Here is a 15,172-nt window from a genome sequence, read left to right on the forward strand (position 1 = left end):
CGCTCGGCTCAGGAGGTGCTGCGCGCGGCGTCGAGGTGGGCCTTGGCGCGCTGGGCCAGGGCGATGTCGCCGGGGGTCTCGGGGTTGAAGGCCGGCGCGGGGATCGGCCGGCCATGGGAGTCGACCGACACGAACACGATCAGGCATTCGGTGGTCTTTTCCATCTGGCCGCTCTTCATGTCGCCGCTGCGCACTTCCACCGAGATGTTCATGCTGGTGCGGCCGGTGAAGGCCATGCGCGCTTCCACCTCGACCAGGTCGCCGATCATGATCGGCCGATGGAAGCGGATGCTGCCGAGGAACACGGTCACGCAGTAGCGCTTGGCCCAGCTGGTCGCGCAGGCGTAGCCCGCCTCGTCGATCCATTTCATGACGGTGCCGCCGTGCACCTTGCCGCCGAAATTGACGGTGCTGGGCTCGGCGAGGAATCGCAGGGTGATGCTGGACATGCGGGCGCTCCGTGGGCTTTTTGAGAATTCAGATCGGCAGCTCGGTATAGAACCGGCCACCGTGATAGAGCAAGGGGCGCGCGTCGGCGCGGTGGTGGCAGGCCTCGACCTCGCCGACGAAGATGGTGTGGTCGCCCTCCACATGCCGGCTGCGGCTGAAGCATTCGAAGGTGGCGGCCGCGCCGGCGATGAGCGGCGCGCCGCTGACGCCGGTGGTGAACTCGACGCCGGCCCAGCGGTCGACGCCGCGGGTGGCGAACTGCATCGCCAGCGCCTTCTGTTCGGCGGCCAGCACATGAATGGCGTAATGCGTGCCTTGCAGAAACGCAGCCATCGCACTGGAGGCGTGCGACAGGCTCCACAGCACCAGCGGCGGTGCCAGCGACACCGAGTTGAAGGAATTGGCCGTCAGTCCGACCAGCGTGCCGTCGGCCGCGCGGGCGGTGACGATGGTGACGCCGGTGGCGAACATGCCGAGCGCCTGGCGGAATTCGGGCGCCGAAAAATCGGGGGTGCGGGCCTGGGTCACCGGCGTTGCGGGTGCAGTCACGTGAGGCGCCGCGCGGAGCGGCAGGTCTGGGGGCGGAATCTTCATTATCCCGCGACGGGCACGTCGATCAGCCAGTCGGGCCGGAACGCGTCCTGCTCGTGCTTGTGGGCATAGCCCAGCGGATTGGCGATGACGCGGCAGCCGTGCTCCACATAGTCGCTGGGCGCATGCAGATGGCCGTGCAGCCAGAGGTCGGCGCCGGCCAGCAGACCATCGAGCCGGTTGCAGAAGCCGGCCGTGCCGGGCACCAGTCCGTAGCGCGGGTCGGCACTGCCCAGGCTGGGCGCGAAATGCGTGACGACCACGGTCGGCCCGTCGAAGGGCCGCGCCAGCATGCTGCGCAGCCATTGCTGGCAGACCAGGCCCTGCGCGCGCAGGCCGGCGGCCAGCCAGGGCTGGCCCTGGCGGGTGCTGCCGGTCTTGCTCAGGTAGAAGTCGGCGGCGCGCATCGCCTTGGTGCGGGCCTGCTCGGCCTGTTGCGGCGTGGCACGTTCCGGCACCAGGGCGTCGAAATCGGTCCACAGCGTGCTGCCGAGCAAGCGCGTGCCGCCGATTTCCAGCGACTGCCGCTCCAGCCAGGCGATGCCGAGCCGGTCGCAAAGGCGGCGCAGGCGGTCGTGGGCGGCGTCGAAATCCTGGCCGTCGTATTCGTGGTTGCCCGGCACGAAGACCACCGGTGTCGGCCAGGCGCCGTACTGGGGCAGGGGCGAGAAGCGGGTCAGGCCGAAATCCGGCGACGGCAGCAGGGTGCCGGGCTTGTCGGAGCCGATGTCGCCGGCCAGCACCAGCAGGTCGGCGCCAGGGGCCGGTTCCAGGCGGATCCAGGGTTGCACTTCCAGGTGCAGATCGGAGAAGAGCTGCAGTCGCATCACATGGGGCCCGCGAGTTCGGCCGCGCGCGCCACGGACCGGCGCAACCATTCGTGCGCGGCGGAGTTGTGCTGGCGCTTGTGCCAGAGCGCATCGACGTGCACCGTGGGCACGGTGAAAGGCAGCGGCCGCCAGACGATGCGGTCGGCCAGGCCGGTGGCGCCGACGAAGTGGCGCGGCAGCACGGTCAGCAGGTCCGACTGCGCCACCACCCGGCCGGCGGTGTAGAACTGGTTGACGGTTACCGTCACCCGGCGCTGCCGGTTGAGCAGCGCCAGTGCTTCGTCGATGAAGCCGTAGGGCCGGCCGGAAAAGCTCACCAGCATGTGGCGCGCCGCGCAGAAGCGCTCGGTGGTGAACTCCTTGGCCGAGAGCTGCGACAACGGATGCCCGTGCCGCATCACGCAAACGTATTCGCCGTGGTACAGCCGCTGGTAAGCGAAGGTCTGGTCTTCGCCCGCCTGGCTGCGGGCGGTGAGGTCGGCCAGCACGGCGGGAAAGTAGCCCACCGCCAGGTCGGCGGCCTCGTCGACCAGCAGCTTGCGCGGGTCGCGCGTGGCCAGCGGCAGGGCGCGCAGCTGGATGCCCGGTGCCTCGGTCTCCAGGATGTTGACCAACCCCGGCATGAGCACGGTGGCGGTGGCGTCGGCCATGGCGAGGGTGAAGGAGAGTTCGGCGGTCGCGGGTGAGAAGGTCTGCGGCGCCAGCGATCGCTGCAGTTGCCGCAGCGATTCGCGCACATCCGGCCATATCGCCAGTGCCCGGGGGGTGGGCTCCATGCCCTGGCCCTGGCGGCGCACCAGCTCGTCGCCCAGGATGTCGCGTAAACGCCGCAGGGCGTTGCTGACCGCGGGTTGGGTGAGGCTGAGGTTGTGGGCGGCGCGAGTGAGGCTGCGCTCGGCCATCACTTCGTCGAATACACGGAGGAGATTGAGGTCGAAACTGCGGAAATTGAGCGGGGCCATCTGTGGATTATGCGCAACAAAATCACTGTGGTGAATATCGAGAATCACCTAAATAAAGTTGAGAGGCACCGGGGTAAACCCCTAGTATTCACCTATCCCGCCGGACGGAGTTGTCCGGTAACCACTGGAGAGTTCACCATGACCGCATTCGTTCACAACCAATTTTCCTTCGATCACGACGGTGCCGACCGCGCTGCCAAGGTCGCCCGTACCGTCAAGACCGCTGTCGCCGCGCCCCTGCGCAAGCTGTCGCAACGCATCGCCGCCTTCGTCGCCGAAAGCCGCAGCGCTTCGGAAGACCACAAGCTCTGGGAAATGGCACTGGCCGACGCCCGCGTGATGGCCGACATCAGCCGTGCGATGAAGCAAGGTGCGCCCAACAAGGTCGCCTTTTACTGATCTACCCCCGGGGCGGCCGCGATAAGCGACGGCCCCGACGACGTGGGAAACCGCGTTCTTCTCCAATTGCCGTGGCCTGCCGCCACGGCTTTTTTGTTTCCGGCGCTCCGCCGATGCGCAGAGCAAAAAAATGGCCGCCCGGGTGGGCGGCCATTTTCATGGGGCTATGCGGACGATCAGGCTTCGGCCAGGCGCTTCTCGAGCGATGCCTTGGTGTCGCGCAGGGCTTGCGGCAGGCGCTCGCCGATCTGGTCGAACAGGGCTTCGTGCAATTCCAGCTCTTCCTTCCACGTGGTGGCGTCGCAACGGCTGGCAGTTTCGAAGTGTTCCCTGGTGAAGTCCAGGCCGGTCCAGTTCAGGTCTTCGTAGGCCGGGCTGGTGCCGGTGATGTGGTCGACGCCGTCACCGGCTCGGCCTTCCAGGCGGTCGATCATCCAGGCCAGCACACGCATGTTCTCGCCGTAGCCGGGCCAGACGAACTTGCCGTCGGCACCTTTGCGGAACCAGTTGGTCTGGAAGATCTTGGGCACTTGCGCGCCGGAGGCTTCGAGCTTCTTGCCGAGTGCGATCCAGTGTTGGAAGTAGTCGCCCATGTTGTAGCCGGCGAAGGGCAGCATGGCGAAGGGGTCGCGTCGCACCACGCCTTGTTGGCCGAAGGCCGCGGCGGTGGTTTCCGAGCCCATGGTCGCGGCCATGTAGACGCCTTCGAGCCAGTCGCGCGCTTCGGTCACCAGCGGCACGGTGGTGGAGCGGCGGCCGCCGAAGATGAAGGCGTCGATCGCCACGCCGGCCGGGTCGTCCCAGGCTGCATCGAGGGCCGGGTTGTTGGTGGCGGGCACGGTGAAGCGCGAATTCGGGTGGGCGGCCTTGGCGCCGGTGGTCTTGGCGATTTCCGGGGTCCAGTCCTTGCCTTGCCAGTCGATCAGGTGGGCCGGCAGCTGCTTGCCCGGGGCGTCGTATTCCATGCCTTCCCACCAGACGTCGCCGTCGTCGGTGAGCGCGACGTTGGTGAACACCACGTCACGGTCGAGGCTGCGCATGCAGTTCGGGTTGGTCAGCATGTTGGTGCCGGGCGCCACGCCAAAGTAGCCGGCTTCCGGGTTGATGGCGTAGAGCTTGCCGTCGGCACCGGGCTTGATCCAGGCGATGTCGTCGCCGATGGTGGTGACCTTCCAGCCTTCGAAGCCCTGGGGCGGGACCAGCATCGAGAAGTTGGTCTTGCCGCAGGCCGAGGGGAACGCGGCGGCGACGTGGTACTTCTTGCCTTCGGGCGAGGTGACGCCCAGGATCAGCATGTGTTCGGCCAGCCAGCCTTCGTCGCGGCCCATGGTGGAGGCGATGCGCAGGGCGAAGCACTTCTTGCCCAGCAGCGCGTTGCCGCCGTAGCCGGAGCCGTACGACCAGATCTCGCGGGTCTCGGGGTAATGGACGATGTACTTGGTCTTGTTGCAGGGCCACTTCACGTCGGCCTGGCCTTCGGCGAGCGGTGCGCCGACGGTGTGCACGCAGGGCACGAAGTCGCCCTCGACGCCCAGCACGTCGTACACGCCCTTGCCCATGCGGGTCATGGTGCGCATGCTGACGGCGACGTAGGGGCTGTCGGAGAGTTCGACGCCGATGTGGGCGATGGGCGAGCCGAGCGGACCCATGGAGAACGGCACCACGTACATGGTGCGGCCGGCCATGCAGCCGTCGAAAAGCGGCTGCAGCGTAGCGCGCATTTCCGACGGTTCCATCCAATTGTTGGTGGCGCCGGCGTCGGCCTTGTCATGTGAGCAGATGTAGGTGCGGTCTTCGACACGGGCGACGTCGCTCGGGTCGGACAGGGCCAGGAAGCTGTTGGGCCGCTTGGCAGGGTTGAGCTTCTGGAAGGTGCCGGCATCGACCAGCTGCTGGCAGAGCCGGGCGTATTCCTCGTCGCTGCCGTCGCACCAGTGGATGTCCTTGGGCTTGCACAGGGCGACCATGTCGGCCACCCAGGCGATCAGCTTCGCGTTGCGAACATGGGCCGGGGCCTGCAGGTCGATACCTTGCATCACGGGTGCGTTCATTTGGGGAATCTCCAGAGTTGAAAAATCGTCTTGCCGGAGCCCGCGACCTGCGGAAAGCGCCTCGCTTTCTGGGCGAAACGGGCGGATTTCAGGCTTCGGAAAGACGACTTGGACGACAGCGCCGGCCGTCCAGGATGACGATTCTATGAACGCGCGCTTTTTCCCGCACGCGGTTTCGACCGAGTTTCATGCAAAAGACGCATTGAACTATGCGAAATGCTTGCTTACAAAACAGACGATAAAAAGCCCCGAACGCTCGCAAGAGCGGCGGGGCTGCAGGCCTCGGCGGCGTAACGGTTTGTGTTCAGGCCATGTAGATCGCGATGAAGGCAAGCAGGAACATCAGTACGGCGCCTGCGATCGGCAGCACGATCGGCATCAGATGGACGACTTCCTCGATCGGGTCGTGCGGTCGCGCGTCGGCCGATCCGGCGATGTGCGCACGGGGGTCGTGCGAGTTGTCAGGAGCAGGTGCGTTGGTGGAGGCGTCGACAGGCAGGGTCATGGCGGGTCCGTCCGGTGGCGTGGGCAGTCGGGAATTCTACGGGCGGGCTGCGTGCCGGACGCCCGGGGTTTGCGCGCACCGCCGTGCGCGGACGGGTCAGCCGGCAGCCAGCGACACCCGCAGCACTTCGGCGCCGTAGGCCTCGAGCTTCTTGCCGCCGATGCCCGTGATGCCCTGTAAATCGTCGAGCGAGTTCGGAGCGCGTTCGGCGATGGCCGCCAGGGTGGCGTCGTGGAAGATCACGTAGGCCGGCAGGTTGTGCTCGCGGGCGACCTCGGCGCGCCACGATTTGAGTGCGGCGAACCGGGTCTGTCCGGCGGCGTCGAGTGCGGCGGCGGCCGGAGCGGTCTTGCCCGCGCGTTCGCGGCGTGGCGCCCGGGCGGTCGGGGTGTTGAGCGACAGTCGCAGGCGCACCGGCACCTCGCCCTTGAGCACCGCGCGCGACCCGTCGGTCAGCACCAGGGTGTTGTAGGCGGCGGCGTCCACCTGCAGGGCACCGGTGGCGATCAACTGGCGCAGCACGCCGCGCAGCTGCGCCTCGGAGATGTCGGCGCAAAGGCCGAAGGTGGAGAGCTTGTCGTGGCCGTGCTGCACCACTTTCTCGCTGGTCTTGCCGCGCACGATGTCCATGACCTGGCCGGCGCCGAAGCCGATGCCCTGCTGCTTGCGGATCCAGTAGATGGTCGACAGCAGCTTGCGGGCGGCGTCGGTGCCGTCCCAGATGTCGGGCGGATTCAGGCAGTTGTCGCAGTTGCCGCAGGGCTGGCTCGGCTCGCCGAAGTAGCCGAGCAGTCGCACCCGCCGGCAGTCGGTGGCTTCGGCCAGCGCCAGCAGGGCGTCGAGCTTGCCGCGCATGACCTGCTTGAACTCTTCGCCGGCGGGGCTTTCGTCGATCATGCGGCGCTGATTGACGACGTCCTGCAGGCCGTAGGCCATCCAGGCGTCGGCGGCCTGGCCATCGCGGCCGGCACGGCCGGTTTCCTGGTAGTAGCCCTCGATGTTCTTGGGCATGTCGACGTGGGCGACGAAGCGCACGTCGGGTTTGTCGATGCCCATGCCGAAGGCGATGGTGGCGCACATCACGATGCCGTCTTCGCGCAGAAACCGGTCCTGGTGGCGTTGGCGCACGGCGGCGTCCAGGCCCGCGTGGTAGGGCAGGGCGTTCAGTCCGGCGTCGCAGAGCGACTGGGCGAGTTCCTCCACCCGCTTGCGCGACTGGCAATAGACCACGCCGGCCTCGTCGGGATGCTCGCGCTCGATGAAGCGCAGCAGCTGCTGAGTCGGGTCTTTCTTCTCGACGATGGCGTAGCGGATGTTCGGCCGGTCGAAACTGCTGACGAACTGGCGCGCGTCCTGCAGTTCGAGGCGCTCGACGATGTCGGCGCGGGTCAGGTCGTCGGCGGTGGCGGTGAGCGCGATGCGCGGCACGCCGGGATAGCGCTCGTGCAGGATCGACAGACCGCGGTATTCCGGACGGAAATCATGGCCCCACTGGCTGACGCAATGCGCCTCGTCGATGGCGAAGAGCGCCAGCCGGTCGGTATCGCGCAGGCCGTCGAGCAGTTCGAGAAAGCGCGGGGTGGACAGCCGCTCGGGCGCCACGTAGATCATCGTGATCTCGCCGCGCTGCATGCGGCGTTCGATGTCGAGCGTCTGGTTCCAGTCGAGCGTGGAGTTCAGGAATTCGGCGTCGACCCCGGCTTCGTGCAGCGCACCGACCTGGTCGTGCATCAGCGCGATCAGCGGCGACACCACGATGCTCACGCCGTGGCCGGCGCGCTGGCGGGAGATGGCCGGAATCTGGTAGCAGAGCGACTTGCCGCCGCCGGTGGGCATGAGCACCAGCGCGTCGCCGCCGCTGCAGACGTGCTCGACGATGTCCTGCTGCCGGCCGCGGAAGCGCTCGTAGCCGAAGACGTCGTGCAGGATCTGCAACGGATCGGCGGTGGTGGGATCGGGGGCGGTGAGGACGGAAGACACGACCGGCGATTGTCCGCGAAACCGACGGGCCACCGTCCGGCTCCCTAAAATGTTGCGATGTCCGCACTCCACTACACCCGCGCCGCCGCATTGCCGGCGATCCTGGCCGATCGCATCGCCATCCTCGATGGCGCCATGGGCACGATGATCCAGCGCTTCCAGCTCGGCGAGGCGCAGTACCGCGGGGCCGGCTACGAGGGTGCGGACGGTGCAGGCGGTCGTTTCACCGACTTCCACCGCGACGTGAAGGGTAACAACGAGCTGCTCTCGCTCACCCGGCCGGACGTGATCCGCGACATCCACGAACGCTATCTGGCCGCCGGCGCCGACATGATCGAAACCAACACCTTCGGCGCGACCACCATCGCGCAGGAAGATTACGACATGGCCTCGTTGGCGCGCGAGATGAACCTCGCCTCCGCCCGGCTGGCGCGCGCGGCCTGCGACAAGTTCAGCACGCCCGACAAACCCCGCTTCGTCGCCGGCGCCTTCGGGCCCACGCCCAAGACCGCGTCGATCAGCCCGGACGTGAACGACCCCGGCGCCCGCAACGTCGATTTCGAATCCCTGCGCCAGGCCTATTACGAGCAGGCCGAGGCGCTGGCCGAAGGTGGTTGCGACCTGTTCCTGGTCGAGACCATCTTCGACACGCTCAATGCCAAGGCGGCGCTCTTCGCCATCGAGGAGTGGTTCGAGGCCAGCGGCGAGCGCCTGCCGGTGATCATCAGCGGCACGGTGACCGACGCCTCCGGCCGCATCCTGTCGGGCCAGACCGTCACCGCCTTCTGGCACAGCGTGCGCCATGCGCAGCCGCTGGCCATCGGTCTCAACTGCGCGCTGGGCGCCACGCTGATGCGGCCCTACATCCAGGAGCTCAACAAGGCCGCGCCCGACACCTTCATCTGCTGCTATCCCAACGCCGGCCTGCCCAATCCGATGAGCGATACCGGCTTCGACGAAACCCCGGACGTCACCGCCCGGCTGCTGCACGAGTTCGCGGCCGAGGGGCTGGTCAATATCGTCGGCGGTTGCTGCGGCACCACGCCGGACCACATCGGCGCCATTCAGTCGGCGGTCAGGCCCATGGCGACGCGGGTGGTGGCCAACGGCGCGCGCTTCGGCGCCCTGCTGGCGGCCGACCGGAGCGCGGCCATCGCCTGATCGGGCTTTGACGTGCATAAAAAAGCCCGCCTTTTTCCAGGTGGGGTTTTTTCATGGGCGGCGCCTACTCAGTATTTCAGGTGGCAGAGCAACTGCTTCCAGGGCGTCCTGGCCTCTTTCATGCACTGTTCGTACATCTTGGCGGCGATGGTGCCTTCGCCGGGTGGGCGGATGAGACCGGCAAAAGCCATGGTGGTGGGCAGCAGCATGGCGAGGGCGATCACGCCGGTAGCCGCGGTCGATGCAGCGCGTTTGCGAAGCTGGATGCGTTTCATGGCGCGGGTGGCTGCACCGGACGCAAGCAGTGTCGCCATGGCGGTCACGCCGGCAGTCAGCGAGCCAGAGGTGAAATGACGGAGTGGGTTGGTATTCATGGCGTATTCCAAAAAGAAAAGCGGCGACCATCAATCGCCGCTTTGTTCGACGTGAGCCATGTCTAATTTAAGAAAAGGCCATTGGCCTGAAGGTGATGACCAGTCACGAATCGGGTCGATGGCGCGCCAGCTGATGCCAGCTGGAGGGGTCAGGAGCGCGTGACTTCGTTCTGCTCTAACCGCGAACCGGGATTTCCGGTTGTCGCCGGCGGCGCCACCGGGTTGAAGCGGTAACTGCCATCGTTCTCGTATACCTCGGGGAACCAAAGCTCGTCGAGGCCCTCGGTGAACGAGATGCAGTAGAGGTCCTTGACGATGGCCCAGTGGCCGGAGATGTCCATTGCAGGGTGGGCCAACTCGGGGCAGGACAGGTAATACGAACTGATCTCGCCTCTGGAATACGCCGACGAGACGGCCGAAATGTCCCAAACCGTCAGCATGCCATCGAGGCGACCGTTTTCGCGGTTGAAGCAAACCAGTTGACGGTTCCCTTCGCGCCCCGCGTGAAATTTGATCTCCACGCCGGGCGCCAGCAGATCGTTCAAAGTTTTCCAGTCAGACGAACTTCAGCCATGCCCTGCACTCCTTGGATAGCGGTTGGTGTGAGCGTGCGCATTTCACGTCGAATGGGGCGGCTGTGCGTCGCAGTGCTCAGCCCATCGGGCTAATCGGCACCCAGTTTCGGCAGGAGACTCAGCAGATTCGCCAGCGCGGGCGAGGCGTCGCCCCGCCGCGTGGCGAGGCCCAGCATCACGGTCGGTGCCGTGCCCTCGATGGGGCGGTAGGCGACGCCACTCACCTTCACCTGTTCGATGGATGCCGGCACCAGCGCCACGCCGAAGCCGGCGGCCACCAGATTGACGATGGAGGAGATTTGCCCGGCGTCCTGCGCGCGGATCGGCTCGAAGCCGGCGGCGCGGCAGGCATTGAGCACCGTGTCGAGAAAGCTCAGGCCGACGGCGGTGGAAAACAGCACGAAGGGATCGTGCGCGAGGTCGATCAGCGCCACCGAAGGCCGGTCGGCCAGGCGATGGCCGGCGGGCAAGGCGACGACGAGTGCTTCCCGGGCGAGATGCAGCACGTCCAGTCCCTGGTCGAGCGGGCTGGGTCGGATGGCGGCCGCATCCAGGTCGCCCGATTGCAGCCGCTCCACCAGCCGGACCGAGCTGTCTTCGCCGATCGAGACGGACACGCCGGGATAGCGACGCCGGTACTCGCGGATGAGCGTGTGGATCACCGGGTTGAAGGTGGACGACGAGGTGAACCCGAGCCGCAGCGTGCCGGTGCTGCCGGCGGCGGCCTGCCGCGCGGCTTCGGTAGCGCGGGCCGCGTGGTCGATGGATTGCAGGGCGCCCGGCAGGAAGGCTTGACCGGCGACGGTGAGCTGCGCGCCGAGGCGGGTGCGGACGAAGAGCGCGGCGCCGACCTCGGCTTCTAGGTCGCGGATCTGCTGGCTTAACGGCGGCTGGCCAATGCCGATGCGCTCGGCCGCGCGCGTGAAATTGCGCTCTTCGGCGACGGTGACGAAATAGCGAAGATGGCGCAGTTCCATGGTTTTAGATCCAGATAAAAAAACAACCGTAAACGAGACTTCCATATATTAGACAAACGCGTGAGCAGCCGTTACGCTTGTCTAATGGTTAACCCTAGTATTTCGGCGGCCGACGAAGAGCGGCGCGACGTTCCCCGCATCAGCCTGGCCCTCTTTCTGGCCGGCTTCTCCACTTTTTCGCTGATCTACTGCGTGCAGCCCTTGCTGCCCGAGTTCTCGGTGGAATTCGGCGTGACACCTGCGACCAGTTCGCTCGCGCTTTCGCTCACCACCGCCTTGCTGGCCATTTCCATCGTGTGCGCCGGCATGGTGTCCGAGGCGTTGGGCCGTCGCGGCGTAATGTTCGTGTCGATGGGATCGGCCGCGCTGCTCAATCTGCTGGCCTCGTTTGCGCCGGGCTGGAACACCCTGCTGGTGGCGCGCGCGCTCGAAGGCCTGATGCTCGGCGGCGTGCCGGCGGTGGCCATGGCCTATCTGGCGGAAGAAGTGCCGCACAAGCGGCTCGGCAAGGTCATGGGTCTGTATGTGAGCGGCACCGCGTTCGGCGGCATGATGGGCCGGGTGGCGATGGGCGGGCTGACCGAGTTCCTGTCATGGCGCGCGGCCATGGGCACGCTGTCGGTGGCCGCGGCGCTGTCGGCGCTGGCCTTCATCTGGCTGCTGCCGCCGTCGCGGCACTTCCAGCGGCAGCCGGGGTTGAACCTGCCCTTTCATATCGCCGCCTGGAAGAAGCACCTGCTCGACACGCGTCTGCGCCCCTTCTTCCTGGTGGGTTTCCTGTGCATGGGCACCTTCATCGCGGTCTACAACTACATCGGCTACCGGCTGGTGGAGGCGCCCTTCCTGCTGGGGCAGACCACGCTGGGGCTGATCTTCCTGTCGTACGTGTTCGGCATCTTCGCGTCGTCGGCCGCGGGCTCGCTGGTGGACCGGCTGGGTCGCGCGCGGGTGATCGGCGCGGGCGCGCTGGTGTCGCTGGCGGGCCTCGCGCTGACGCTGGCGTCGGCGTTGCCGGTCATCATCGCGGGCATCTCGGTGGTCACCGTGGGTTTCTTCATGGTGCATTCGGTGGCCAGCGGCTCGGTCGGCCGACTGGCGCAGGGCCACAAGGGCCATGCCTCGTCGATCTACCTGCTGTGCTACTACGCCGGCTCCAGCGTGATCGGCTCGCTCGGCGGCACGCTCTGGCATGCGGGCCAGTGGCCGGCGGTGGCCGCCTTCGGCGCGGTGCTGGCGCTCGGCGTGCTGGGCGTGGCGCTGGCGGTGCGCGCCCAGGGCGCGGCGCCGCTGGCCGGTCAGCCGGCCAGGTAGCGTTTGAGGTAGCGGCCGGTGTGGCTGGCCGGGTGGGCCGCCACGTCTTCCGGCGTGCCCTGGGCCACTACGGTGCCGCCGCCGGCGCCGCCCTCGGGGCCCATGTCGACGATCCAGTCGGCCGTCTTGATGACGTCGAGGTTGTGCTCGATCACCACGATGGTGTTGCCCGCGTCGCGCAGCTGGTGCAGCACTTTGAGCAGCAGGTCGATGTCGGCGAAATGCAGGCCGGTGGTGGGCTCGTCAAGGATGTAGAGCGTGCGCCCGGTGTCGCGCTTGGACAGCTCCAGCGCCAGCTTGACCCGCTGCGCCTCGCCGCCCGACAGTGTGGTCGCCGCCTGGCCGAGCGTGACGTACGAAAGGCCGACGTCCAGCAGGGTCTGCAGCTTGCGCGCGATGGTGGGCACCGCGGCGAAGAAGCCGTGCGCCTCTTCCACGGTCATGGCCAGCACCTGGGCGATGTTGCGGCCCTTCCATTGCACCTCGAGCGTCTCGCGGTTGTAGCGAGCGCCGCGGCAGACGTCGCAGGGCACGTAGACGTCGGGCAGAAAATGCATTTCGACCTTCACCATGCCGTCGCCCTGGCAAGCCTCGCAGCGGCCGCCGGCGATGTTGAAGCTGAAGCGGCCCGGGCCGTAGCCGCGTTCCTTGGCGGTGTTGGTCTCGGCCATCAGCTCGCGGATCGGCGTGAACAGGCCCGTGTAGGTGGCCGGATTGCTGCGTGGCGTGCGGCCGATGGGCGACTGGTCGACGTTGATGACCTTGTCGAAGTACTCCAACCCTTCGATCGCCTCGTGCTCGGCAGGCTCGTCGTGGGCGCGGTGGATCTGCCGGGCGGCGGCGGTGTAGAGCGTGTCGTTGACCAGCGTGCTCTTGCCGGAGCCCGAAACCCCGGTCACGCAGGTGAGCAGGCCGACGGGGAAGTCGACCGTCACGCCCTTCAGGCTGTGGCCGGTCGCGCCCGCCACGCGCAGGGATTGCAGGCCGTCGCGGCCGGTGGTGGGCATGGCTTTGCGAAAGCGCGCTGGCGGGTCGTCGGCGCGCGGCGCGGCGCTGGCGGTGCCGATCGGCAGCCAGGGTGTGCGGCGGGCGGGCACGGCGATGGCACGGCGGCCGGAGAGGTAGTCGCCGGTGAGTGAGCGCGGGTTGGCCGACACCTCGTCGTAGGTGCCTTGGGCCATGACCTGGCCGCCGTGCACGCCGGCGCCCGGGCCCATGTCGACCACGTGGTCGGCGGCGCGGATCATGTCCTCGTCGTGCTCGACCACGATGACGCTGTTGCCGATGTCGCGCAGGTGGCGCAGGGTTTCGATCAGGCGGTCGTTGTCGCGTTGGTGCAGGCCGATGCTGGGCTCGTCGAGCACGTACATCACGCCGGTGAGGCCCGAGCCGATCTGCGATGCCAGGCGGATGCGCTGGGCCTCGCCGCCGGAGAGCGTCTCGGCGCTGCGGTCCAGGCTGAGATAGCTCAGGCCGACGTCGTTGAGAAACTGCAGCCGCAGCGCGATCTCGCGCACGATCTTGCCGGCGATCTCGGCCTTGGCGCCGCTGAGCCTGAGCGTGCTCGACCAGGCCTGGCTGTCGCGCAGCGTCATGCGGCCGACGTCCTGGATGGCGAGGGCGCCGTCGCCTTCGCCCAGGCGCACGTGGCGCGCCTCGATGCGCAAGCGCGCGCCGCCGCACGACGGGCAGGCCTGGGTGCCGCGAAAGCGCGCCAGTTCCTCGCGCACGGCTGGCGAATCGGTCTCGCGCCAGCGCCGCTGCATGTTGGGAATGATGCCCTCGAAGGGGTGCTTGCGACTGAGCTTGCGGCTGCCTTCGGCGGCGTAGCCGAAGCGGATCTCTTCCTCGCCGGAGCCGTGCAGCAGCACCTGGCGCACCTGCGCCGACAGGGTCTCGAAAGGCGTCTCCACGTCGAAGCCGTAGTGCACCGCCAGGCTCTCGACCATCGTGAAGTAGAACGCGTTGCGGCGGTCCCAGCCTTTGACCGCACCGCCGGCCATGCTCAGGCTGGGAAAGGCGACGACGCGTTCTTCCTCGAAGACTTCCTGCACGCCCAGGCCGTCGCAGGTGGGGCAGGCACCGACGGGCGAGTTGAAGGAGAAGAGCCGGGGCTCCAGCTCGCTGATCGACCAGCCGCAGACCGGGCAGGCGAAGCGGGCGTTGAACAGGTGCTCGGCGCCGCCGTCCATCTCCAGCGCGATGACGCGGCCGGCGCCTTCGACGCCACCCACGCGCAGCGCGGCCTCGAAGCTCTCGGCCAGGCGCTGGCGGAATTCAGCGCGGGCCTGCGGATCGGTGTCGGGCCGCACCTTGAGCCGGTCGATCACGACGTCGATGTCGTGCTTCTCGGTCTTCTTGAGCGCGGGCAGGTTCTCGTGTTCGACGATCGCGCCGTCGACCCGAAAGCGCACGTAGCCCTGCGACTGCATCTCGGCGAACACGTCGGTGAACTCGCCCTTGCGCTCGCGCGCGACGGGCGCCAGGATCATCAGCCGGGTGTCGGCCGGCAAGGCCAGCACCGCATCGACCATCTGGCTGACGGTCTGCGAGGTGAGCGGCACGCCGTGCTGCGGGCAGTGCGGCGTGCCGGCGCGGGCGTAGAGCAGGCGCAGGTAGTCGTGGATCTCGGTGACGGTGCCGACGGTGGAGCGCGGGTTGTGGCTGGTGGCCTTCTGCTCGATGCTGATGGCGGGCGACAGGCCCTCGATCAGGTCGACGTCGGGCTTGTCCATGAGCTGCAGGAACTGCCGCGCATAGGCCGACAGGCTTTCCACGTAGCGGCGCTGGCCTTCGGCGTACAGCGTGTCGAAGGCCAGGCTCGACTTGCCCGAACCCGACAGGCCGGTGATCACGACCAGCGCGTTGCGCGGCAGATCGAGGTCGATGTTCTTCAGGTTGTGGGTGCGGGCACCGCGGATGCTGATGCGTTGCTCGCGCAGCACCCGGCCGAGGTAGGCCGGAGCGTCTGTCGCGCCGGGCACTGCGGGCACGCGGGGCTCTGGC

The 15,172-nt window shown here is 67.5% G+C and carries 14 protein-coding genes; 3 read left to right on the forward strand and 11 right to left on the reverse strand.

Annotation, left to right across the window (positions count from 1 at the left end):
• Positions 1–8: 8 nt before the first annotated feature.
• From R9X41_RS00225 to R9X41_RS00240, 4 genes are all read right to left on the reverse strand, one after another.
• Positions 9–449, reverse strand: coding sequence for an acyl-CoA thioesterase (locus tag R9X41_RS00225; protein ID WP_318632910.1), 441 nt, complete (start codon positions 447–449; stop codon positions 9–11).
• Positions 450–477: 28 nt separating this feature from the next.
• Positions 478–921, reverse strand: a complete 444-nt coding sequence (locus R9X41_RS00230; protein WP_318635111.1) for a flavin reductase family protein — start codon at positions 919–921, stop codon at positions 478–480.
• Between the two features lie 122 nt (positions 922–1,043).
• Positions 1,044–1,868 (reverse strand): metallophosphoesterase, encoded by an 825-nt coding sequence (locus R9X41_RS00235; RefSeq protein ID WP_318632911.1) that lies wholly within the window; start codon positions 1,866–1,868, stop codon positions 1,044–1,046.
• A complete protein-coding gene (locus tag R9X41_RS00240) occupies positions 1,868–2,833 on the reverse strand; it encodes a LysR family transcriptional regulator (protein ID WP_318632912.1) in 966 nt (321 codons plus the stop codon). The genes R9X41_RS00235 and R9X41_RS00240 overlap by 1 nt, the downstream gene beginning before the upstream one ends.
• Positions 2,834–2,971: 138 nt before the next feature.
• On the opposite strand from R9X41_RS00240, the gene R9X41_RS00245 reads away from it, so the two are divergent.
• A complete protein-coding gene (locus R9X41_RS00245) occupies positions 2,972–3,232 on the forward strand; it encodes a hypothetical protein (RefSeq protein WP_318632913.1) in 261 nt (86 codons plus the stop codon).
• Positions 3,233–3,408: 176 nt separating this feature from the next.
• Here the strand turns inward: R9X41_RS00245 and R9X41_RS00250 are convergent, their stop codons facing one another.
• The 3 genes from R9X41_RS00250 to recQ form a co-directional block, all read right to left on the reverse strand.
• Positions 3,409–5,283, reverse strand: coding sequence for a phosphoenolpyruvate carboxykinase (GTP) (locus R9X41_RS00250; RefSeq protein ID WP_318632914.1), 1,875 nt, complete (start codon positions 5,281–5,283; stop codon positions 3,409–3,411).
• Between the two features lie 304 nt (positions 5,284–5,587).
• Positions 5,588–5,788, reverse strand: coding sequence for a hypothetical protein (locus tag R9X41_RS00255; RefSeq protein WP_318635323.1), 201 nt, complete (start codon positions 5,786–5,788; stop codon positions 5,588–5,590).
• A 96-nt stretch (positions 5,789–5,884) separates the two neighbouring features.
• Positions 5,885–7,768 (reverse strand): DNA helicase RecQ, encoded by a 1,884-nt coding sequence (gene recQ / locus R9X41_RS00260; protein ID WP_318632915.1) that lies wholly within the window; start codon positions 7,766–7,768, stop codon positions 5,885–5,887.
• A 57-nt stretch (positions 7,769–7,825) separates the two neighbouring features.
• On the opposite strand from recQ, the gene R9X41_RS00265 reads away from it, so the two are divergent.
• Positions 7,826–8,929, forward strand: coding sequence for a homocysteine S-methyltransferase family protein (locus tag R9X41_RS00265; protein WP_318632916.1), 1,104 nt, complete (start codon positions 7,826–7,828; stop codon positions 8,927–8,929).
• A 68-nt stretch (positions 8,930–8,997) separates the two neighbouring features.
• Here the strand turns inward: R9X41_RS00265 and R9X41_RS00270 are convergent, their stop codons facing one another.
• The 3 genes from R9X41_RS00270 to R9X41_RS00280 all read right to left on the reverse strand — a co-directional run bounded on the left by R9X41_RS00270 (position 8,998) and on the right by R9X41_RS00280 (position 10,855).
• Positions 8,998–9,303, reverse strand: a complete 306-nt coding sequence (locus R9X41_RS00270) for a hypothetical protein (RefSeq protein WP_318632917.1) — start codon at positions 9,301–9,303, stop codon at positions 8,998–9,000.
• Positions 9,304–9,452: 149 nt separating this feature from the next.
• Positions 9,453–9,848, reverse strand: a complete 396-nt coding sequence (locus R9X41_RS00275; RefSeq protein WP_318632918.1) for a hypothetical protein — start codon at positions 9,846–9,848, stop codon at positions 9,453–9,455.
• Positions 9,849–9,967: 119 nt separating this feature from the next.
• Positions 9,968–10,855, reverse strand: a complete 888-nt coding sequence (locus R9X41_RS00280) for a LysR family transcriptional regulator (protein ID WP_318632919.1) — start codon at positions 10,853–10,855, stop codon at positions 9,968–9,970.
• Positions 10,856–10,939: 84 nt separating this feature from the next.
• Between R9X41_RS00280 and R9X41_RS00285 the strand changes: the two genes are divergently transcribed.
• Complete coding sequence (locus tag R9X41_RS00285; protein WP_318632920.1) at positions 10,940–12,166, forward strand: MFS transporter; 1,227 nt, start codon at positions 10,940–10,942, stop codon at positions 12,164–12,166.
• Here R9X41_RS00285 and uvrA read toward each other — a convergent pair.
• Entirely contained in the window at positions 12,151–15,159 is a 3,009-nt protein-coding gene (uvrA, locus tag R9X41_RS00290; RefSeq protein WP_412556647.1) for an excinuclease ABC subunit UvrA, read from the reverse strand. The genes R9X41_RS00285 and uvrA overlap by 16 nt on opposite strands.
• Positions 15,160–15,172: the final 13 nt, after the last annotated feature.

The sequence above is a fragment of the Xylophilus sp. GOD-11R genome (genome assembly GCF_033546935.1).
GTDB lineage: Bacteria > Pseudomonadota > Gammaproteobacteria > Burkholderiales > Burkholderiaceae_C > Xylophilus.